The organism is Sanguibacter hominis ATCC BAA-789 (assembly GCF_012396185.1).
GTDB lineage: Bacteria > Actinomycetota > Actinomycetes > Actinomycetales > Cellulomonadaceae > Flavimobilis > Flavimobilis hominis.
On the sequence record NZ_JAAXOW010000002.1, the window covers coordinates 448,064 to 469,488 of the forward strand.

Below are 21,425 nucleotides of genomic sequence, written 5' to 3' on the forward strand. Positions count from 1 at the left end.
GGGTCTCCCCACGCATGACGTCTTCTGACATCAGCGCGCCCTCGCGCGCCCTCAGCACCTCCGACGCCGCCCTCGAGACGGCTGTCACCGACACCCCCCGCTTCGACGAGCTCGGCCTTCCCGAGCCGCTCATGGCCGCCGTCCGCGACCTGGGCTTCACGACCCCCTCCGCGATCCAGGTGCAGGCGATCCCCGCCCTCCTCGCGGGCCGCGACATCACCGGTGTCGCCCAGACCGGAACCGGCAAGACCGCCGCGTTCGGCATCCCGATGCTCGCGAGCATCGACCCGACGCTGCGCGCCACGCAGGCCCTCGTCCTCGCTCCGACGCGTGAGCTCGCGATGCAGGTCGCCGACGCCATCCGCTCGTTCGCGTCGCACCTCCCGCACATCGAGGTCGTCTCGGTGTACGGCGGCGCCCCCTACATCCCGCAGCAGCGCTCGCTCGAGCGTGGCGCCCAGATCGTCGTCGGCACGCCCGGCCGCGTGATCGACCACATGGAGCGGGGCGCGCTCAAGATGGCCGACGTCCGCTTCCTCGTCCTCGACGAGGCCGACGAGATGCTGCGCATGGGCTTCGCGGAGGACGTCGACAAGGTCTTCGCCCAGGCCCCCGAGCAGCGTCAGGTCGCGCTCTTCTCCGCGACGATGCCCCCGCAGATCCGCCGCGTCGCGACCGAGCACCTCACGTCGCCCGTCGAGATCACGGTCGCGCGCCAGTCCTCGACGGTCACCTCCGTCGAGCAGACCTACGCCGTCGTGCCCTTCCGCCACAAGACGGGGGCCCTCACTCGCATCCTTGCCACGTCCGACGCCGACGCCGCGATCGTCTTCTGCCGCACCCGCGGTGCTGCCGAGGAGGTCGGCTCAGCCCTCGTCGAGCGTGGCATCTCGGCCGCGACCATCTCGGGCGACGTCGCGCAGAAGGAGCGCGAGAAGATCGTCGAGCGCCTCCGCTCGGGCGCGCTCGACGTGCTCGTCGCGACGGACGTCGCCGCCCGCGGCCTCGACGTCGACCGCATCGGCCTCGTCGTCAACTTCGACCTCCCGGGCGAGCCCGAGGCGTACGTGCACCGCATCGGGCGTACGGGTCGCGCCGGCCGCACCGGCAAGGCGATCAGCTTCGTGACGCCCGCCGAGCGCAACCGCCTGAAGTTCATCGAGCGCACCATCCGCACCCAGCTCACGCTGACCGAGGTGCCGACGCCCGCCGACGTCTCCGCCCACGGCGCCCGCACGCTCCTCGGCCAGATCGCGGAGCGCCGCGAGTCTGGTCGTCTCGAGCTCTACCGCGGTCTCGTCGACGAGTTCCTGGCGAACAACGACGGTGACGTCGACGGCGCCGAGCTCGCTGCCGTCATGCTCGCCCTCCACGTCGGCGACGACGGCCCTCGTGCCCACGCGGAGCAGGTCGCAGCCGAGGAGGAGCGCGCCGAGGCGAAGCGTCTCGCCGAGCGCGGCGCCCGTCGCCCGGGTCGTTTCGACGACGAGGGCGGCCGTCGCGACCAGCGCGACGGCGACCGTCGCCCACGTCGCGAGAACGGCCCCCGCGACGCGCAGGGCACGCGCTACCGCCTCGCCGTCGGCTTCAACCACGGCGTCCAGCCCGGTGGCATCGTCGGCGCGCTGACGAACGAGGGTGGCCTCGAGGGCAAGGACCTCGGCAAGATCGACATCTTCCCGAGCTTCTCCCTCGTCGACATCATCGCCCCCCTCGATGCTGGCGCGATCGACCGCATCTCGCGGGCCCGCGTCGGTGGTCGGATGCTGCGCATCACGATCGACCAGGGACCGGGCGCTCGTGGCCCGCGCCCCGAGCGCTCGCACGAGCGCAGCCACGACGGTGCGCCGAGCGCCCGCCGCGACTCCGGTCGCGACTCGGGCTGGAGCAACCGTCGCGACGCAGCCCCGGCCGGTCGCCGCGAGGGTGGCTACCGTGACTCGGCGCGTCGCGACGACCGTAGCTTCGACGGGCCGCGCAAGCCGCGCACGCGCGGCTGACCCCGCGAGCACAGCACAGAGGCCGGGGGCCAGGCACATCGTGCCTGGCCCCCGGCCTCTCTCGTCTGCCCGTACGGCGTGATCAGGGTGCAGAGACGGACGCGACCGTCGCAGCGATCAGCGGGCTCCCCCGCCCCCGGCGATCACGAGCGACGCAAGACGCTGGGACTCGTGGTGCGCGAACGCGCCGTCCGCCGACTGGATCGCCATGACCGCGACCGTGTGGCCGTCGACCAGGTCGAGCGTGACCCACGGCTCGCCCGAGCCGAACCGCACACCCTCGATCTGGTCCCACCTCAGGGTCGTCGACCGTACGAGGTTGCGCACGCGGATCCCCTGCGGGTCCACGAGCGCGAACACCGTCGAGTGCCGCAGGACGAGGAGCACGCACAGCACGACCAGCAGGGCCATCGCCATCGTGTTGAGGGGGTCGTACCAGGGGCCCTCAGCGCCCGGCGACGTGTACAGGAGCACGATGCCACCGATCACGAGCACCACGGCGGTCACCCTCCCGAAGAGCCGCGTCAGGCGCGGCCGGAAGGGGGCGTAGGGCGACGTCGCCGCGGGCTCGTTCGTCACAGGCGCGACGCGTGGATCGACGTGACGATGATCGCGCGCGCACCCGTGTCGTAGAGGTCGTCCATGACGCGGTTCGTCTGCTTGCGCGGGACCATCGCACGGACGGCCGCCCACTCGCGGTCGTGCAGCGGGGAGACGGTCGGCGACTCGAGGCCGGGCGTGATCGCGACCGCGGCGTCGACGAGCGTGAGCGGGATGTCGTAGTCCATGAGGACGTACTCGCGCGCGGTCAAGACACCCTGGAGGCGGCGGGTGAGCGTGTCGACGCCTGCGGCATCCACGCCGTGACGCTTGATGAGCACCGCCTCGGAGCGCAGGATCGGCTCTCCGAAGACCTCGAGGCCGGCTGCGCGCAACGTCGTGCCCGTCTCGACGACGTCGGCGATCAGGTCGGCGACGCCGAGCTTGACCGAGCTCTCGACCGCGCCGTCGAGGTGCACGATGCCCGCAGGCTCGATGCCCTTCTCCGCGAGGTAGCTCGCGACGAGGACGTTGTACGACGTCGCGATGCGCTTGCCCGCGATGTCCTCCAGGGAGGACGCGGTGCCCGCGGGCGCGGCGAAGCGGAACGTCGAGCCGGCGAAACCGAGAGCGAGGTGCTCGTCGGCCTGAGCGCCCGAGTCGAGCAGGAGGTCACGGCCCGTGATGCCGACGTCGACGGTCCCGGAACCCACGTAGACCGCGACGTCGCGCGGGCGCAGGAAGAAGAACTCGACGTCGTTCTCGGGGTCGGCGAGCACGAGCTCGCGGGAGTCGCGCCGCTGGCGGTAGCCCGCCTCGCGGAGCATGTCGGTGGCGGGCTCGGACAGTGATCCCTTGTTGGGGACGGCGATACGGAGCACGGGGGCAGTTCCTTCGGGTGGAGCCCGCAGCGCGGGCGCGTGAACGGGGCGGGGACGCGGGGCCGCCTAGAGGTAGGAGTACACGTCCTCGAGCGTGAGCCCCTTGGCCACCATCAGCACCTGGGCGTGGTAGATCAGCTGCGAGATCTCCTCGGCGAGCTCAGCCTTGCTCTGGTACTCGGCCGCCATCCAGACCTCTGCGGCCTCCTCGACGATCTTCTTGCCGATCGCATGGACCCCGGCGTCCAGCTCTGCGACCGTGCCCGAGCCCTCGGGTCGCTCGATCGCCTTGCGGGTCAGCTCTGCGTACAGGTCCTCAAAGGTCTTCACGAGGGTCAAGCCTATCGAAGGCGGGACGCGCCTCGTGGCGCGTCCCGCCAGCCGGTCACAGCGCGCGCAGCGCGACGGCTGTCGCGACGGCAGCCTCGACCGCTTCGGCGCCCTTGTCCTCGCTCGATCCGGGAAGGCCAGCACGGTCGAGGGCCTGCGCCTCGTCGTCGGTCGTGAGGACACCGAAGCCCACGGGTACCCGGCTGCGCACCGAGACGTCGGTCAGTCCCTGGGTGACGCCCTGGCACACGTAGTCGAAGTGCGGCGTGCCGCCGCGGATGACGACGCCGAGCGCGACGACGACGTCGTAGCCCTGGTAGGCGGCAGTCGCTGCGGCCACCGGAAGCTCCATGGAGCCCGGGACGCGCACCTCGACGACGTCGGTCACGTTGCACTCCGCGAAGGCGCGGCGTGCGCCCGCGATGAGACCGTCCATGACCTGGGTATGCCAGCTGGCGGCGACGAGCGCCGCGCGCAGGCCTGCGCCGTCGGTCCGGACCGTGGGTGCTCCTGCTCCGCTCATCGAGCGTCCTCCTCGTGGTCGGCGGCGCCCGGCGCCGCTGTCGTGGTCGTGGTCGGCACCTGGACGGTGTCGAGCACGTGGCCCATGTGGACCTTCTTGGTGACCAGGTAGTCGTGGTTGTGCGGGCCGTGGCCCACCTCGAGCCGGATCGTGCTGGTCACGGTGATCCCGTCCGCGCGCAGCCCGACGACCTTGGCCGGGTTGTTCGTGAGCAGGTCGATCTCCGTGAGCCCGAGCTCGGCGAGGATCGCAGCCGCGGCACCGTACTCGCGGCGGTCCGCGGGCCACCCGAGCTCGAGGTTCGCCTGGACCGTGTCGAGCCCGGCGTCCTGGAGCTCGTACGCGCCGATCTTGGCGAGCAGGCCGATCCCCCGACCTTCGTGACCCCGCAGGTAGACGACCGCTCCCCCGCGTTCGGCGACCGTGCGCATCGCGGCGTGGAGCTGCGGCCCGCAGTCGCAGCGCAACGAGCCGAACGCGTCGCCCGTGAGGCACTCGGAGTGCACGCGCACGACCGGTCGGTCACCGGGAGCGCTCGGAGCGGCGGCCGGGACCAGCGCGACGTGCTCCGCCCCCGTACGCAGGTCGCGGAAGCCGAGAACCCGGAACTCCCCGTGGGCGGTCGGCAGCGCGGCCACGGCCGTCTGTGCGACGCGCGGGCTGCTCGGCGCGTCCGTCTCGGCGACGGCCTCCACCGGGTCGTTCACGGAACGCCACGCGATGAGGTCGGCGATCGTGATCAGCACGAGGCCGTCCCGCTCGGCGAGGGCCGCGGCGTCGGGCAGGCGCATCATCGTGCCGTCGTCGTTGACGAGCTCCGCGATCGCCCCGACCTCGCCGAGCCCCGCGAGGCGGACGAGGTCGACGGCAGCCTCGGTGTGTCCCGCGCGATGCAGGACGCCCCCAGGGACCGCGCGCAGCGGGAGCACGTGACCCGGCCGGATGAGGTCCTCGGCACCCGAGCCGGGCGCCGCGAGGACGCGCAGCGTGCGCGTCCTGTCGGCGGCCGAGATGCCGGTCGTCACGCCCGTCGCGGCGTCGACCGTGACCGTGTACGCCGTGCGCCGCGGGTCCTGGCTGTGGGGAACCATGAGCGGCAGGTCGAGCGCGTCGGCACGGCCGGCAGGCATGGGCGCGCACAGGTAGCCAGACGAGTGCCGGATGGTCCACGCGACCCACTCGGCCGTCGCGGTCGACGCCGCGAGCACGACGTCCGCCTCGTTCTCACGCTCGGGCGAGTCGGCGACGAGCACGGGACGTCCCGCCGCGAGCTCGGCGAGCGCCTCCTCCACGCTGGCGAGCCTCATGACCGGGCCCCCAGCAGACGCTCGACGTACTTGGCGATCACGTCGACCTCGAGATTGACGCGGTCCCCCGGCTCGAGCCGCCCGAGGTTGGTCGCCTCGAGCGTCGTGGGGATCAGCGAGACGCCGAAGCCCTCGTCCGAGACGTGGGTGACGGTGAGCGACGTCCCGTTGACGGCGATCGAGCCCTTCGTCGCGACGTACCGCAGCAGATCGGCAGGTGCCGCGAAGACAAGGTCGTCCCAGCGCGGCCCGGGCGTGCGCGACACGAGGTGCCCGACGCCGTCGACGTGCCCCTGGACGATGTGACCGTCGAGGCGGCTGTCCGCGCGCGCGGCGCGCTCGAGGTTGACGCGGGAGCCGGGCCGCAGGTCGCCGAGCGTCGTCAGGCGCAAGGTCTCCGGCATGACGTCCGCGGCGAACGTCCCCGCGGCCTCGTCGGCCGCGGTCACGGTCAGGCACACGCCGTCGACCGCGATCGACGCGCCGTGGACGGTCCCGGGGACCACGACGGGCCCGCGCAGGACGAGCCGCGAGTCGGTGCCGAGGTCCTCGACGTCGACGACCTCGCCGACCTCCTCGACGATTCCGGTGAACATCAGGCCTCCTGGTGGTGCGTGGTACGGACTGGCTGAGGGCGGGCGACGACGAGGACGTCGGTCCCGAGGGCGGTGGTGCCGAGGGTCTCGAGGCGCAGGGCCTCGTCGATCGTCGTGACACCGAGGTCGGCGAGCGCGGGCGGCCCGGCGCCGAGGAGGACGGGAGCGACGTAGGCGTGCACCTCGTCGACGAGTCCCGCGCGCAGGAAGGCCGCGGCCAGTGTGGGCCCGCCCTCGACGAGCAGGTGCCGGACGTCGCGGCGCGCGAGCTCCGCGAGGACCTCGCGCACGTCGTGGGTCCGCACGTGCACGAGCTGCCCGCCCGGCACGGTGCGCAACCGGGCGCGCGGCGGCACGTCGCGCCGCCCGACCACGACACGCACCGGCTGGTGGTCGGCGTCGCCCGGCGTCCCGTCGCCCGGGGTGCGCGCCGTGAGCGTCGGGTCGTCCGCAAGCACGGTCGCCGTGCCGACGGCGATCGCGTCTACGGCGCGGCGGACGCGGTGGGCGTGCGCGCGGCTCTCCGCGGAGGTGATCCACCGGCTCGTCCCGTCGATCGCAGCGACGCGGCCGTCGAGGCTGGTCGCGGTCTTGAGGGTGACGAACGGTCGGCCGGTCGTCACCGCGTGGAGCCAGACGCGGAGCAGGTCGTGACCCGGTCCAGCGCCATCCTCGAGCGGACCCGGGACGTGGACGCCAGCCGACCGGAGGCGCTCCGCACCCCCGGCAGCGGAGGGGTTGGGGTCCGGGACGAGGTGGCAGACCTCGGCGACGTCGGCGGCGAGCAGCGCCTCGGCGCACGGTCCGGTGCGGCCGGTGTGGTTGCACGGCTCGAGCGTGACGACGGCGGTCGCACCGCGGACGTCGTTCCCGCGGCGTCGTGCGTCGTCGATCGCGTCGACCTCGGCGTGCGCCGTCCCGGCGCCGCGGTGATAGCCCGCGCCAAGGACGCGCCGCGGAGAGCGCGCGGGAGCGCCAGCCTGGGGAGGAGCGAGCAGGACGCAACCCACGCGAGGGTTGGGGCCGTGCGCGGGACCGAGCGTGGCAAGGCTCAGGGCGAGCGCCACGGCGTCGTCGAGCGTCGCCACGGACGGAACCGTCACCGCGCCGGGTTCCAGGGTGCTCATGCTGCTCCCGAAGGTCAGCTCCGGGGCGAGGATCGGCGACGACGATCCGCGCAGGCGCGCACGACCACGAGGGTCGCCGAGACCTGCGACACGTACGCCTCTCATCCGGACTTTGACCGTCGGTCCTGGAGTTCCACCAGGTCGGCCGTCACGTCCGCACCGGGTGGAGCGGACGATCAGGTTCGCGGACTATCACCGCCGGCTCGGATTTTCACCGACCCCGGAGCACGTGCTCGACCCCACCATCCCACATCCGGCGCGTCCTGAGCAGCATCGTGGCGCACGTCTCGGTGCGCGGACCCCGGGTATCCGCGGTGCGCACGACGGTCAGTGCTGGTGCGCGGCGGCCATGCGACGCAGCGTCTCGATCTCGCCGGGGACGTCGTCGGCGCCGTACACGGCTGATCCTGCGACGAACACGTCCGCGCCGGCCTCGGCGGCGCGCTCGATCGTCGTGCGCGACACGCCGCCGTCGATCTGCAGCTGCAGCGACAGCTCGGACGAGCGGATCGCCTCACGGAGGCGGCGGATCTTCGGGAGCGTGCCCTCGATGAAGGACTGGCCGCCGAAACCGGGCTCGACCGTCATGACCAGCACCATGTCGAACTCCGGCAGAAGGTCGAGGTAAGGCTCGATCGGGGTCGCAGGTCGCAGCGCGAGAGCAGCGCGCGAACCGAGGCGCCGCAGCTCGCGAGCGAGCCTGACAGGCGCGGTTGCGGCCTCCGCGTGGAACGTGACCGAGGCGGCGCCTGCCTCGGCGAAGCCGGGCGCCCAGCGGTCCGGGTCCTCGATCATGAGGTGCACGTCGACAGGCACCGGGCTGACCTGCACGATGCGCTCGACGACGGGCAGCCCGATCGTCAGGTTCGGCACGAAGTGGTTGTCCATGACGTCGACGTGCGCCGCGTCCGCCGTCGCGATCGCCTGGAGGTCACGCTCCAGGTTCGTGAAGTCGGCGGAGAGGATGCTCGGGTTGATCGCGATGCCCATGGCGTCAGCCTATCCGCGTGCAGGTCGCAGCCCGGGCACGCTCTCAGCGGGTGCGTCGCAGCAGGGTGAGGTGCATCGCGTCGGTGCCGTGCACGTGCGGCCACAGCTGCACGTCCTCCCGGTCGCCGACATCGATCGGCGAGACGCTCACCTCCCGCACCGCGGCCGCAGCGTCGAGCCGTTCGACGTCGTCGCGCTCCCGCAGGACGTCGTCGACGACGACGCGCGTCTCCGCGAGGTGCGGCGAGCAGGTCACGTACCCGACCACTCCCCCGACGCGGACCGTGGCGAGCGCCGAACGGAGGAGCTCACGCTGCAGCGCCGCGAGGGCGGGCACGTCCGAAGGCTCTCGCCGCCACCGCGCCTCGGGCCGGCGGCGCAGCGCCCCGAGCCCGGTGCACGGCGCGTCCAGCAGCACGCGGTCGAACGCGCCGGGCTGCTCCTCGCCGAAGCGCCGACCGTCGCCGACGACGACGTCCTCGACCGCGTCCGCCGGGACCGCGGCGAGGGCGTTCTCGACGAGACGTGCGCGGTGCGGCGCGACCTCGTTCGCGACGAGACGCGCGCCCTGCTCCCCGGCGAGCGCAGCCAGGAGCGCAGCCTTGCCGCCCGGCCCCGCGCACATGTCGAGCCAGCGCTCGTCCGAGCCGTCGACGGGTACCGCGGCGAACGCAAGGGTGACCAGCTGGGAACCTTCGTCCTGCACGCCCGCCGCTCCGGCGCGGACCGCCGGGATGCTCGACGGGTCGGCGCCAGGGAGGACCGCCGCGGTCGCCGCGAAGCTGCCGTAGACGAGCGCGCCGTCGTGCTCGCCGAGCGACTCGACCGCCTCGGCGCGCAGCTCCGCGACGTCGAGCAGGCCCGGACGGGCGACGAGCGTCACGCGCGGAGAGCCGTTGTCGGCGTCGAGCAGGTCCTCGAGCTCCGCCGGGTCGCGGCCGTTGCCCGCGAGGGAGTCGCGCAGGGCGCGCGCGACCCAGACGGGGTGGGAGCCGAGCAGGGCCGCGCGTGCCAGGTCGTCGGTCTCCCCCGCCGCGAGGGTCTGCCACCACTCCTCAGCAGGGGTGGCGGCGACCTTGCGCAGGACGGCGTTGACGAGCTGGGCGCTTCCCGCACCGACGTGGGCACGTGCGAGCCCCACGGTCTCCGAGACGGCCGCGTGCGCGGGCACGCGCATGCCGAGCACCTGGTGCACGCCGAGGCGCAGCACGTCGAGCACCGGCGGGTCGACCTGGTCGAGGGGCCTCGTGAGGCACCTGGCGAGGACGGCGTCGTAGCGCCCCCGCAGGCGCAGCGTGCCGTACGTGAGCTCGGTCGCGAATGCCGCGTCACGGCCCTTGAGGCGCGCGCGCCGCAAGGCGGGGGGCAGCACCAGGTTGGCGTACGCGCCCTGCTCGGCGACCTCTCGGATCACCTCGTAGGCGACCTCACGAGCCGGGTCGGAGCCCCGGCGGCGTTGCGACGGCGCGAGCGCGCCCTTCTGGTCGGGACGGCGGACGGCGCCGCGCTCGTGGCCCCGGGAGTTGCGCCTGCGTCCGCTGCCGTCGGCACGCTCGGTGGAGCTCACAGTGCCCCCAGGACGGTGCCGGCCTCGAGCCGGGCGCCGCGCGCCCAGTCCGCCGCAGCCATCTTCTTCTTGCCGACCGGGACGACGTCGCCCAGGCGGACGGCCGCCGTCGCAGTGCCGACGAGCACGTCGCGCTTCGAGACCTGGACCTCGCCCGGGGCGAGGTCCGTCGTGTCGGCGACCGGTTGGACCGGACCGAGCCCGAGGCGCTCGCCGCCCGGGAGGGTCGTCCACGCTCCCGGAGCGGGTGTGCACGCACGGATGCGACGGTCGACGGCGAGCGCAGGCACCGTCCAGTCGACCTGAGCGTCGGCAGGAGTGAGCTTGGCGGCGTGGGAGACGCCGTCGGCCGGCTGCGCGACCGGGCCGAGCTGGTTGCCGGCGAGGCCGTCCATCGTCGCGACCATCAGCGGCGCGCCCGCGGACGCGAGACGCTCGAGGAGCTCTCCCGACGTGTCGCGAGGTCGGATCGTCTCGGTCAGCGTGCCGAGCACCGGACCGGTGTCGAGCCCCTCGTCGATGAGGAAGGTCGTCGCGCCCGTCACCTCGTCGCCAGCCATGAGCGCACGCTGCACGGGGGCTGCGCCACGCCACGCCGGAAGGATCGAGAAGTGCAGGTTCACCCAGCCGATGCGCGGGACCTCGAGCGCCTCGGGCCGGAGCAGCTCGCCGTACGCGACGACCGCGGCGCAGTCCAGGTCGAGCTCACGCAACCGCGCTAGAACCTCGGGGTCGCGCGGACGGCCGGTGATGACCTCGATGCCGAGCTCCTCGGCGCGCACCCGGACGGGGCTCGGCACGAGCTTCCGGCCACGCCCCGCAGGGGCGTCCGCCCGGGTGAGGACCGCGACGACGTCGTGCGGCGAGGCCACGAGGGCGTCGAGCGTGGGGACGGCGACGTCAGGCGTGCCGGCGAACAGGAGGCGCATGGTCACCCATCCTAGGCGTCGGGCGCGCCTGAGACCGGGCCTGGGCGCGGGGGGGGGGGGGGGGGGGGGGGGGGGGGGGGGGGGGGGGGGGGGGGGGGGGGGGGGGGGGGGACGGCGGTCACGCCGTCCCACCCCACGTCCGGTCGTCGGTCAGTCCTCCAGGCGGTTGCGACGGGCGAGCCCGGTCGCTGCGGCGCCGATCGCGAGCGCGGTCAGCACGCCACCGCCGAGGGCGAGCGACGTCGTCGGGCTCTCCTCGACGTCGGCACGCAGCTTCGCGTTGCCGTCAGCGACCCGGTTCGTGCCGGAGCTGAGGTCAGCAGCGCCGGCGGAGAGCGTCGCACTGCCCTCGGAGAGCTGGGCGGCGCCGTCGGCCAGCGTGGTGCTGCCCTCGGCGAGGCGATCGGCGCCCTCGGCGAGCTTGTCGCTCCCCTCGGCCAGGTCGCCAGCCCCGGCGTCTGCCGCGACGAGGCCGTCACGCAAGGTGACGGCGCCCGTGGCGAGGCGCGCCGTGCCCGACTGCAGCGAGGTCGCGCCGGTCGCGAGCGCCTGGTTGCCGGCCGCGAGCGTCGACGCGCCGTCCTTGAGGGTGCCCGTGCCAGCCGCCAGGGTGCCCGCACCGCTGCGGAGGTCGCGTGCGCCGGAGAGCAGGCTCGACGCGCCGGTCTTCAGGCTGCCCGTGCCCGCTGCGAGCGCGTCGGTGCCCGCGAGCAGGTCCTTGGCGCCCTTCGCCAGGGCGCTGCTGCCGTCGGCGATCTGGCCGGTACCGTTCGTGAGCGGACCGGTCGCCGCGGCGAGCTTCGCCGTCCCGGCCTTGAGCTCTGCGGTACCGGCCGCCAGCTCCTTGCTGCCGCCGACGAGCGGCTTGAGCGCCTCGTCCCGGAACTTCACGGTGCCGCCCTCGAGGCGCTTGGCGCCAGCGAGTGCGCCGTCGAGCTTCGTGGCGAAACCGGTCGCCTGAGCGCTGATCTGCTGGGCTCCGGCCCGAGCGTCGCTGACGCCGCCCTCGAGCGCCGCGACCATCGCGTCGAGCGTGCCGAACTCGGCGGGGGTGACCTCGCCGTCGGCGAGGATGCCCTCGATCGCCGCGAAGGCCGGCCCTGACCCTGCCAGGCCCGAGTCGAGCTCGGCGGCACCAGCCGCGAGTCCACGCGCCCCCGAGGGGGCCGCCGCGAGCCCGGTCGCGAGCTGCGAGGCACCTGCGACGAGACCTTCGTCGCCCGCGAACGCAGCGAGCGCACCCTGCGCGCCGTCGCGCAGCGCGACCGCGCCGTCCGAGACCTTGCCCGCGCCGCCGTCGGCCGACTTGATCCCATCGGCGAGGGTGCCGGCCGAGCTGTTGAGCTTGTCGCTCCCGTCGGCGAGCTTCTCCGCACCGGCCTTGAGGCTCCGCGCACCCTTGTTGACAGCAGCGGCGCCGTCGGCCGCTGCGGCGGCCCCGTTCGAGAGCGTCTTGGATCCCTGGGTGAGCGTCCCGGTGCCGGCGTGCAGCTTGGCGGCTCCTGCGTTGAGGTCGGCCGACCCCGCGGCGAGGCTGGCCGCCCCCGACGAGGCCTTCGTCGCGCCCTGAGCGAGCTGGGCCGCGCCGGCGTCGGCGGTGCCGAGGCCTTCGGCGAGCGTGGTCGATCCGTCGACAAGCTTGCCGGTGCCCTCGGCGAGCGAGCCTGCACCCTCGGCGAGGCGGGTGGCGCCCTCGTCCAGGGAACCGGCGCCGGTCTTGAGGTCGGAGGCGCCGGTCGCGAGCGTCGTGGCGCCCTCGGCGGCCGTGCTGGCGCCGGCCGCGAGGGTGGCCGCTCCTTCGTCGACCTGGCCGGAGCCGTCGGAGAGCTTGATCGAGCCGTCGCGGACCTTCCCGTGGAAGACGAGCAGGAAGGTGATCAGTGCGATCGCGGTGAGTGCGAGAAGCACGTGACCGATCACGTGCATCGTGGTCGCCAGGGACGATCTGGGTGCGGCTGAGCGGGGTGATGTCATGGGGCGTTCCTGTCCGCGGCCGTCGTTGGCGCGCGTCTCTCAGCAGCCGGAGGCTGGCACGGGTCTCTTGAGGGCGCGCTGGGGATTCGCCGTGGCTGGGTCGCGCAGCGCTGGGTGGAGTGGCTTCGGCGCGTTCGTCGTTGAACGTCCGTGGGTCGGGCGGTGGTCACCGCGGGTCGGCAGGTCTCCCCTCCTGGCCAGATCAGCCGGGCCGGAGGTTAAGTGATACTTGAAGTACTAGGTACCTCTGCAAAGAGCCTACCAAGAACCCGACCTTTTGTGAACTGAATCACACCGACGGTGTGGCGCGCTCACCCCGGCAGCTCCCGCCACACGGCTCTGACCTGCACAGCGGCTCGACCGCCCCGATGCTGCTCGGCTCCCCGATCCCGCCTCGACGACGCCCACAGGCCCGGCTCAGGCCGAGATGGGACCTTGGTCAGGGGTTCAGCGCGGAAGGTGCGTGTAGGCGTCCATCACGACACGGGCGTAGATCTTCGCCCCGTCCCGGTTCGGGTGCACGCCGTCCGCGGCAAGCCCCTCGCCGTGCCTGGATATAGCGGCGCTCCAGTCCGCGACGACGACGTTCGGGTAGTCGCGTTCAGCACGCGCGAGCTCCTTGTTCGTCCCCTTGATCCACGAGCGCGCACCGTACGCGTTGACGAAGATCACCTGGCGCTGCGGACCCACCGCCGCCATCACGTCAGCGACCTGATCCTTCTTGAGGGTCGTGTTCGTCGCGAGCGACAGGACGACGACGTCGCGCAGACGGCCCTTCTTCTCTAGGTTCGCCAAGATGCCGGGAGCGGCGAGCATCGATCGCGAGACCTCCGCGTCGATCGCAGCGTCCGGCAAGAGCGTCGAGATCGACTCGGCGCTGGCCAGCGTCACAGAGTCGCCGATGATCGTCACATCGGCGCCCGTCAGCGGCGCGGGCGCCGTCGGCTCGACCGACGGCTCCGTCGGAGCGCTCGGGCTGCTCGTCGGGTCAGCGGCCGCACCCGTCCCAGGAACGTCCGTCGGCGAGGGTGTGGCGGGCTCGCCAGGGACGCTGGCCGGAGGCGGCGGGACGACCGCCAGCCCGGAGTCCGACGCGACACCGATGCCCTTCTCGATCTGCTCCTCGATCGCCGAGACTGCGGGGGCCGTCGCGATCGCGACACCCGCGCCGACGACAGCCACGCTCGTGAGGACCGCCGCCACGGCTCCACGCACGCGCAGCCGTGACCCTGACGCGACACCACCGGTCCCGCCCGTGGGGATGTCGCGCACCGGCGTCGTCGCCCAGGTGGCGAGCGCCGACGCCGCGCCGGCGAAGCCGAGCCGCTGCACCGGGACCTCGACCCACCGGTACGAGAGCCCGGCGGCGACGAACGTCACGACGATCGTCAGCACCCAGACGAGGTAGACACCCGTCCCCTCCACGTACTGCTTCGCGAAGATCTGCGTGAGCAGGACGAAGACCGGCCAGTGCCACAGATAGAGGCCGTAGCTGCGCCGACCGACCCACACGAGGACCGGCGCCTCGAGCCAGCGGTGCACGTTACCGCCACGCAGCAGCGCCGCGATGACGGCCGCCGAGCCGAGCGACGCGAGCAGCAGCCCCCCGCGGTAGGTCCACACCGACTCCCACGGCAGTGCGACCGTGAGCAAGGCGATGACGGCAAGCCCGACCGCCGCCATCACGGTGGACCGTGGCAGACGTCCCGGCCACCCGCGGCGCTCGGTCGACGGCCGTGCGAACCAGAACGCGAGAGCCACGCCGAGCATGAGCCCGAACAGGTGCGTGTCCGTGCCGTAGTAGACCCGCGTCGGGTCCGTGTCGGGCGACCAGAACACCGCCATCGCCGCGGCCGACGCGCTCGCCGCACCCAGCCCCAGGAGGATCCCGACGCGACGCGACCTCCGGCGGAACCGGAGCACGAGAAGCGCGACGAAGGGCCACAGCAGGTAGAACTGCTCCTCGACCGCGAGCGACCAGAGGTTTGCGAACAGCTGCGGGCTGAGCGCCGCGAAGTATGTGTCCTCTCCGGCGATCGAGACCCAGTTGCTCGAGAAGGTCATGGCGCCGAACGCCTGCCGGTCGAGATCGACACGGACGTCCCCGCCGACGGCGAGGGCGATCGACGCGCAGACGACGAGGACCAGCGCCAACGCAGGGAGGAGCCGCCGCGCCCGCTTCGCCCAGAACGTGCCGAGCGCGAGGCGGCCGGTGCTGGCGTGCTCGCGGAGGATGCCCGTGGTGATGAGGAAGCCTGAGATCACGAAGAAGACGTCGACGCCGACGAACCCGCCCGGCACAGCAGCGGGGGCCAGGTGGAACGCCAGCACGAGGAGGATCGCGATCGCGCGGAGCCCGTCGAGACCCGGGATCCAACGCCGGTGGGGCTCCGGGATTCTCGCGTCGCGTACCGCTGCGACCTCCGTTTCGGCGGTCGCCTCGAGCTCCATGGTGCGTGGTGTCGTCACAGCGTTGGTCGTGCCTCCGAGCTTGCCCCTGCGTGCGCCCTCCAGTCTCGCACGGTCACGGCGTCGAACCGGTGACCGCCGCACGGCGTTCGGTCACACCAGCTCGGCGACGTCCATCTGGACGTGCACGTGCCCTGTCTCGCGGCGGGCGCCGCGCACCGCGACCGCTTCCTTGAGGGCGAGAGCGAGGGCGCGGCCCTGACCTCGCGGTACGCGGACGATCGCTCGGACGAGCTCGCCGTCGTCGCCGAGGAGCGCTGGAGACGTGGACGTGCCCTGACCGCCGGCGCCAGAGACCGTCATGGGCCCGAGCACGCCGCCGCCGTCGGGCAGGCTGAGCCGGGCGAGCATCGCCTCGACCGCGGGACGGGTGCCGGTCAGTGCCCCGACCCGCAACGCGGGTGGCAGGCCGAGGTCGGTGCGCTCGTCGAGGTCTCGCGATGCGAGACCTGCGGGGTCCCACCGCACGAGAGCACCGCTGACGACGGGATCGCCGTCGCCCACGACCATGACCCGTCCGCCAGCGGCGGGTTCACGCGTGAGGCTCGCTGCGGAGGTCCACCGGTGCAGAGCGTCCTGGCGCACGCGCAGCCCCGTGCCGAACGTGAGAACTGCGGCATCGAGCAGCAGGCAGGCAGCGTAGCCGCCCGCAGCGACGGGCTCGGCGCCGGGTGTCGACACGACGAGCGCAGGCGCGGACGTCACAAGGTCGATCACGCCTGACGCCGTGCCCGCTCCTGAGACCTTGACCGTCACTCCGGGGAACGCACGCCCGAGCTCCTCGGCCGTGCGCTGCGAACCGACCTGGACCGAGCGCAACGCGGTCCCGTCGCACTCGCTGCACCGCCACGCCGCGGCGAGACGTCCGCACCAGGTGCACTGAGGGGCGCCGCCGTCAGCGGGCAGCCCGAGCGGACCGTGGCACTGTGCGCACCGGGCGGGTTCCCGGCACTGCTGGCACGCGACTACCGGGATGTAGCCACGGCGCGGGACCTGGACGAGCACCGGCCCGTGCGCGAGCCCGTCACGGACGAAGCGCCATGCTGCGGACGGGATGCGAGCCGCTGCTCCTGGCCCTTCGGCTGCGAGCTCGGCGCTCGTCATGGCGCGGACCCTGGGCGCTCTCGCCCGCACGACCTCGCGCGGCGCGGCGACCTCACGCGCCCAGCCCGAGCTGAGGAGCGCTTGGGCCTCGACCGACCGGCTCGTCGAGCCGACGAGGAGCGCGCACCCCGTGAGCTCGCTGCGCAGCGCGAGGACCTCGCGCGTGTGCGGGTACGGGGCCCTCGCCTCGGCGTGGCTCTGGTCGAGGTCGTCCCAGCAGACCGCGAGACCGAGGTCGCGCACGGGCGCGAACGCGGCCGCCCGGGTGCCGATCGCGACCGACACCTCGCCCCGGCTGAGGGCGAGGAACGAGCGGTAGCGCTGCGCGGCGCCGTCGTCTGCGAGCAGGCGCACATAGTGCCCTCGTGCATGCCCTGGGGCGTCCTGGACGAGGCCCGCAGCGTCGAGCGCGCGTGACAACCGGTCCACGTCCCGCTTGTCCGGCAGGACGACGAGCGCACCCCGACCGGCGTGCCGTGCGACCAGGACGGCCTCGACGAGCAGCTCCTCCCACCCTTCGCGGGCTACCGACGGGTCTGCACCCTCCGCGGACCATCGTCCTGGCAGAGCCGTCCAGACGGCACGCGGGGCACCTCCCTCGGCGAGGTGACGGAGGAACGCCTCGCCGCCTGCGTAGGCCGCCCACGGGGTGCGCGCGGTCGCCGAGAGGTCACGCGCCGGAGGGAGTGAGACGTCCGTGGCGAGGTGCGGCTCCACCTCGGTGCGCGCGTGCCTGGGAGGCACGGCCAGCCGGAGGACGTCGGCGAGCGACCCCGCGTAGTGGTTGGCGACGGCCCGGCACAGTGCGAGGACCTCCGGCGAGAGCACCTGCTCGGTCGAGACGACGCGTCGGAGCGGGCTCAGTCGGCCGTCGTGCCCGCTCGTGTCGCTGCGGCTGACGACGAACCCGTCGAGGTCTTGCGCGCCGAATCGGACCTTGACGCGGACTCCCGGCTGGGCGCCAGCATCCATGGTTGCGGGCACCAGGTAGTCGAAGGTGCGGTCGAGGTGGGCAGCGGGCACATCGACGACGACCTGGGCGACCGGGAGGCTCTCGGCCGGCACGAGGGCGTCGCCGCCGATCCCGGCCTTCCGGGTCCGCTTGCGGGGCGGCGCGAGGCCGGGGAGGGTCGGCTGCTCGGGCCCACCAGCACCGGGGACCTCATCCTCACCGGTGCTGGGACGCTCGGTGGGCACTGCGACCGTCAGACGGCGGACTGCAGGTCCGCGACGCGATCCGTCCGCTCCCACGTGAACTCGGGGAGCTCTCGCCCGAAGTGCCCGTACGCCGCGGTCGTGCGGTAGATCGGGTGCAGCAGGTCGAGATCGCGGACGATCGCGCCCGGGCGCAGGTCGAAGACCTCCTTGATGGCACGGCTCAGGCGGTCCAGCGGAACGGTCTCCGTGCCGAAGGTCTCGACGTAGACGCCCACGGGGTGCGCGCGGCCGATCGCGTAGGCGACCTGGACCTCGCAGCGTGCGGCGAGGCCGGCCGCGACGACGTTCTTCGCGACCCAGCGCGTCGCGTACGCTGCCGAGCGGTCGACCTTCGACGGGTCCTTGCCGGAGAACGCCCCGCCGCCGTGGCGTGCCATGCCGCCGTACGTGTCGACGATGATCTTGCGGCCGGTGAGACCGGCGTCGCCCTGCGGGCCACCGATCTCGAAGACGCCCGTGGGGTTGACGAGCAGGTCGTAGCCCGCGACGTCGAGGTCGAGGCCCGCGCTCTCGAGGACCGGGCGCACGATCTGGAGGTCGACCGCCTCGCGGAGCTCGTCCTGGCGGACCTCGGGCGCATGCTGCGTCGAGAGGACGACCGTGTCGAGGCGCACGGCGCGGTCGCCGTCGTAGCCGATCGTCACCTGCGTCTTGCCGTCGGGGCGCAGCCCGGCGATCTCGCCGGAGCGCCGGACCGCAGCGAGGCGCTCCGCCAGGCGGTGCGCGAGCCAGATCGGTACCGGCATCAGCTGCGGCGTGTCGGAGGAGGCATAGCCGAACATGAGGCCCTGGTCACCAGCGCCCTGCTGGTCGAGGGGGTCGTGGTCGCCCGCGTCCGAGCGCATCTCGAGCGCCTTGTCGACGCCTTGGGCGATGTCCGGCGACTGCTGCCCGATCGACACCGAGACACCGCACGAGTCGCCGTCGAAGCCGATCGACGACGACGTGTAGCCGATGTGCTTGACGACCGATCGCACGATCTGGGGGATCTCGACGTAGGCCGAGGTCGACACCTCGCCAGCGACGTGCACGAGCCCGGTCGTCACCATCGTCTCGACAGCGACCCGCGCCTGCGGGTCCTGCTCGATGATCGCGTCCAGGATGGCGTCGGAGATCTGGTCGCAGACCTTGTCCGGGTGTCCCTCGGTGACGGACTCCGAGGTGAAGAGGCGTAGCTGATCGGTCATGGGAGCAGCCTAGACGCCGGGGCGGACATCACAGGGACGCGTCCACGATGAGAGGTCAGCGGCGCACGAGGAGCGGTACGACGGCGTCGAGGATGACGTCGGCGACGGCGCGCTTCGTGCCGGTCGCCTCGGCGAGCACCTCGCCGCCCGCGTCGAGGACGTGGACAGCGCTGTCGGACGCACCGAACGTCTTGCCGCCCGACACGTCGTTGACGACGAGCAGGTCGGCTCCCTTGCGGCGGGCCTTGGCCTGGCCGAGCGCGAGGACCGTGTTCTCAGCGTCCCCGGTCTCCGCGGCGAAGCCGACGACGACCTGGTCCGCGCGGAGCCGGTCGTGCGCGAGCTCGGCGAGGATGTCGGGGTTCTCGACGAGCGTGATCGTGGGTGGGGCGGAGCCCGCGACCTTCTTGATCTTGCTGTCCGGGACATTCTGCGGACGGAAGTCGGCGACCGCGGCCGCCATGACGACGACGTCGGCCTGGGCGGCAGCCGTACGCACCGCGTCGCGGAGCTCGAGCGCGCTGCCCACGTGGGTCACGGTGACGTCCTCGGGCGCGGGGACGAGGAGGTTGGCAGCGACGAGGTGCACGTCGGCGCCGCGGGCGCGCGCCGCCTCGGCGAGGGCCACACCCTGGCGGCCGCTCGACCGGTTGCCGAGGAACCTGACGGGGTCGAGGGGCTCCTGCGTCCCGCCTGCGCTGATGACGACACGTCGACCTGCGAGGTCCTGCGGGACGCCTACGCTGCAGGCGTCGCTCACGAGTGCGAGTGCTGCTGTCGCGATCTCCTCGGGCTCAGGCAGCCGCCCAGGGCCCGAGTCGGCGCCTGTGAGCCGGCCGACCGCGGGGTCGAGGACGGTGACTCCACGGTCGCGCAACGTCGCGACGTTGGCGCGGGTGGCCGGGTGGTGCCACATCTCAGTGTGCATCGCGGGCGCGAAGAGCACCGGGCACCGGACCGTCAGGAGGGTTGCGGTGAGCAGGTCGTCAGCGCGACCGGCTGCTGCCCGGGCCATGAGGTCGGCCGTCGCGGGCGCGACGATCATGAGGTCGGCACCCTGACCGATCCGCACGTGGGCGACGTCCGGCACGTCCTCGAAGACGCGGTCCGTGACGGGCTCCCCCGACAACGCCTCCCACGTCGCACGACCGACGAACTCGAGGCTCGTCGCGGTCGGGATCACGCGGACGCTGTGCCCCGCCTCCTTGAGGAGGCGAAGCAGGTGCACGGACTTGTACGCGGCGATGCCAGCGCTGACGCCGAGCAGGATCCTCACGACGGCTCGCCGGGCAGGTTCACCGAGGGCTCAGCCCTCGGTCTCCTCGGTGTCGCGGACGGTGAGGAGGCCGGCGTTGATCTCGCGCATAGCGATCGAGAGCGGCTTCTCCTGGTTGCGGGTCTCGACGAGCGGCCCGACGAACTCGAGCAGGCCCTCGGACAGCTGCGAGTAGTACGCGTTGATCTGGCGGGCCCTCTTGGCCGAGTACACCACGAGGGCGTACTTCGAGTTGGCGCGCTCGAGCAGGTTGTCGATGGGCGGGTCGGTGATGCCCGTGGGCTGGGCAACGGTTCCAGACAAGATGATCTCCGAGCTTCGTTCCGAGGTTGTCGCGGACCACCTCCGGCTGGACCGGGCGGGGCAGGTGCGACCAGCAAATCATGCTATCAGGCGGCTGCCGGTCAGGGGTGGAGCGCCACCCTAGTGAGCGACGGGTCGTGGCGTGAGGCCGATGACGCTCACGAGCTCGTCGGTCGCGCGGTGCACGTCGTCGTTGATGATCACGTGGTCGAACTCGGACTCGGCAGCGAGCTCGATGCGCGCGGTCGCGAGGCGACGCTCGCGCTCCTCGGGACCCTCAGTGCCACGGCCGACGAGACGCCGCTCGAGCTCCTCCCAGCTGGGCGGCGCGAGGAAGACGAACCGCGCGTCGGGCATGCTCTCACGGACCTGCCGGGCACCTTGGAGGTCGATCTCGAGCAATGCCGGCTCTCCCGCCGCGAGACGCGCCTCGACAGGACCGCGAGGGGTGCCGTAGCGGTTCCGGCCGTGCACGATCGCAGACTCGAGGAGCTCTCCCCCAGTGTTGAGGCGGTCGAACTCCTCGGTCGAGAGGAAGTGGTAGTGGACGCCGTCGACCTCGCCCGGGCGCGGCGACCTCGTCGTCGCGGACACCGAGAGCCACACCTCGGGGTACCGCTCGCGCAGGTCTGCGGAGACGGTGCCCTTCCCTACCGCGGTCGGGCCCGCGAGGACGGTGAGCCGGGCAGGTGCTGCATGCAGTTGTGCGTCCACGGTGGAAATGTCAGCCGAACCTCTCGATGAGCGCCTCGGCCTGGTGAGGCCCGAGTCCGCGGATACGACGCGACTGCGCGATCCCGACCTCGGTCATGATCGCCTGCGCCTTGACCTTGCCCACCCCCGGGAGCGACTCGAGCAGGGCGACGACCTTCATCTTGCCGATGACGTCGTCGGTCTTCCCTGCCTCGATCACGGAGGAGAGCGAGCCTTGAGAATACTTCAGGCGGTTCTTGATCTCGGCACGCGCCTTGCGGGCCTCGGCGGCCTTCTCGAGTGCAGCTGCGCGCTGCTCGGGGGTCAACGGTGGGAGCGCCACGGGTATCACCTTCCTGAACTGGGGCAAGACCTGCACAACCTTGTGACGAACCTAACTTCGGTAGGCGG

19 protein-coding genes and 1 riboswitch are annotated in these 21,425 nt (G+C 72.8%); of the genes, 1 reads left to right on the forward strand and 18 read right to left on the reverse strand.

All coding sequences use genetic code 11. The features are described from left to right. The first annotated feature begins 14 nt into the window (after positions 1-14). On the forward strand, positions 15-2,000 hold the full coding sequence (locus HF995_RS08595) for a DEAD/DEAH box helicase (RefSeq protein WP_168447371.1): 1,986 nt from the start codon (positions 15-17) through the stop codon (positions 1,998-2,000). A 117-nt stretch (positions 2,001-2,117) separates the two neighbouring features. On the opposite strand, the gene HF995_RS14120 is transcribed toward HF995_RS08595, so the two are convergent. From HF995_RS14120 to mihF, 18 genes are all read right to left on the reverse strand, one after another. Next, positions 2,118-2,579 (reverse strand): PH domain-containing protein, encoded by a 462-nt coding sequence (locus HF995_RS14120; RefSeq protein ID WP_168447372.1) that lies wholly within the window; start codon positions 2,577-2,579, stop codon positions 2,118-2,120. Beyond that, complete coding sequence (gene hisG / locus HF995_RS08605) at positions 2,576-3,421, reverse strand: ATP phosphoribosyltransferase (RefSeq protein ID WP_168447373.1); 846 nt, start codon at positions 3,419-3,421, stop codon at positions 2,576-2,578. The genes HF995_RS14120 and hisG overlap by 4 nt, the downstream gene beginning before the upstream one ends. 66 nt (positions 3,422-3,487) lie before the next feature. After that, positions 3,488-3,751, reverse strand: a complete 264-nt coding sequence (locus HF995_RS08610) for a phosphoribosyl-ATP diphosphatase (protein ID WP_168447374.1) — start codon at positions 3,749-3,751, stop codon at positions 3,488-3,490. Between the two features lie 55 nt (positions 3,752-3,806). Continuing rightward, positions 3,807-4,274 carry a 6,7-dimethyl-8-ribityllumazine synthase gene (gene ribH, locus HF995_RS08615; protein ID WP_168447375.1) on the reverse strand — a complete coding sequence of 156 codons (468 nt, stop codon included), beginning with the start codon at positions 4,272-4,274 and terminating at the stop codon, positions 3,807-3,809. Next, positions 4,271-5,581 carry a 3,4-dihydroxy-2-butanone-4-phosphate synthase gene (gene ribB, locus HF995_RS08620; protein ID WP_168447376.1) on the reverse strand — a complete coding sequence of 437 codons (1,311 nt, stop codon included), beginning with the start codon at positions 5,579-5,581 and terminating at the stop codon, positions 4,271-4,273. Before ribB ends, ribH begins: the two co-directional genes overlap by 4 nt. Further along, positions 5,578-6,177: a riboflavin synthase gene (locus HF995_RS08625; protein WP_168447377.1), complete on the reverse strand. Its 600-nt coding sequence runs from the start codon at positions 6,175-6,177 to the stop codon at positions 5,578-5,580. Before HF995_RS08625 ends, ribB begins: the two co-directional genes overlap by 4 nt. After that, entirely contained in the window at positions 6,177-7,304 is a 1,128-nt protein-coding gene (gene ribD, locus HF995_RS08630) for a bifunctional diaminohydroxyphosphoribosylaminopyrimidine deaminase/5-amino-6-(5-phosphoribosylamino)uracil reductase RibD (protein WP_168447378.1), read from the reverse strand. The genes HF995_RS08625 and ribD overlap by 1 nt, the downstream gene beginning before the upstream one ends. Positions 7,305-7,393: 89 nt before the next feature. Next, positions 7,394-7,536, reverse strand: a riboswitch (FMN riboswitch). Between the two features lie 95 nt (positions 7,537-7,631). Further along, positions 7,632-8,294 (reverse strand): ribulose-phosphate 3-epimerase, encoded by a 663-nt coding sequence (rpe, locus tag HF995_RS08635; RefSeq protein WP_168447379.1) that lies wholly within the window; start codon positions 8,292-8,294, stop codon positions 7,632-7,634. 43 nt (positions 8,295-8,337) lie between these two features. After that, positions 8,338-9,861 carry an RsmB/NOP family class I SAM-dependent RNA methyltransferase gene (locus HF995_RS08640; protein WP_168447380.1) on the reverse strand — a complete coding sequence of 508 codons (1,524 nt, stop codon included), beginning with the start codon at positions 9,859-9,861 and terminating at the stop codon, positions 8,338-8,340. Continuing rightward, positions 9,858-10,790: a methionyl-tRNA formyltransferase gene (gene fmt / locus HF995_RS08645; protein WP_168447598.1), complete on the reverse strand. Its 933-nt coding sequence runs from the start codon at positions 10,788-10,790 to the stop codon at positions 9,858-9,860. Before fmt ends, HF995_RS08640 begins: the two co-directional genes overlap by 4 nt. 150 nt (positions 10,791-10,940) lie before the next feature. After that, positions 10,941-12,764, reverse strand: coding sequence for a YhgE/Pip domain-containing protein (locus tag HF995_RS08655; protein ID WP_168447381.1), 1,824 nt, complete (start codon positions 12,762-12,764; stop codon positions 10,941-10,943). Between the two features lie 447 nt (positions 12,765-13,211). Beyond that, positions 13,212-15,233: an acyltransferase family protein gene (locus tag HF995_RS08660; protein WP_168447382.1), complete on the reverse strand. Its 2,022-nt coding sequence runs from the start codon at positions 15,231-15,233 to the stop codon at positions 13,212-13,214. A gap of 93 nt (positions 15,234-15,326) precedes the next feature. Beyond that, a complete protein-coding gene (locus HF995_RS08665) occupies positions 15,327-17,534 on the reverse strand; it encodes a primosomal protein N' (RefSeq protein ID WP_168447383.1) in 2,208 nt (735 codons plus the stop codon). Positions 17,535-17,542: 8 nt separating this feature from the next. Continuing rightward, the gene (gene metK / locus HF995_RS08670; RefSeq protein ID WP_168447384.1) at positions 17,543-18,742 is read right to left on the reverse strand and encodes a methionine adenosyltransferase; all 1,200 of its coding nucleotides are present in this window, start codon (positions 18,740-18,742) and stop codon (positions 17,543-17,545) included. 55 nt (positions 18,743-18,797) lie between these two features. Then, positions 18,798-20,018, reverse strand: a complete 1,221-nt coding sequence (coaBC, locus tag HF995_RS08675) for a bifunctional phosphopantothenoylcysteine decarboxylase/phosphopantothenate--cysteine ligase CoaBC (RefSeq protein ID WP_168447385.1) — start codon at positions 20,016-20,018, stop codon at positions 18,798-18,800. A gap of 30 nt (positions 20,019-20,048) precedes the next feature. Then, positions 20,049-20,321, reverse strand: a complete 273-nt coding sequence (gene rpoZ / locus HF995_RS08680; protein ID WP_098456900.1) for a DNA-directed RNA polymerase subunit omega — start codon at positions 20,319-20,321, stop codon at positions 20,049-20,051. Positions 20,322-20,441: 120 nt separating this feature from the next. Then, the gene (gmk, locus tag HF995_RS08685; protein WP_434060847.1) at positions 20,442-21,035 is read right to left on the reverse strand and encodes a guanylate kinase; all 594 of its coding nucleotides are present in this window, start codon (positions 21,033-21,035) and stop codon (positions 20,442-20,444) included. Between the two features lie 10 nt (positions 21,036-21,045). Further along, positions 21,046-21,357, reverse strand: a complete 312-nt coding sequence (mihF, locus tag HF995_RS08690; protein WP_098456901.1) for an integration host factor, actinobacterial type — start codon at positions 21,355-21,357, stop codon at positions 21,046-21,048. Positions 21,358-21,425: the final 68 nt, after the last annotated feature.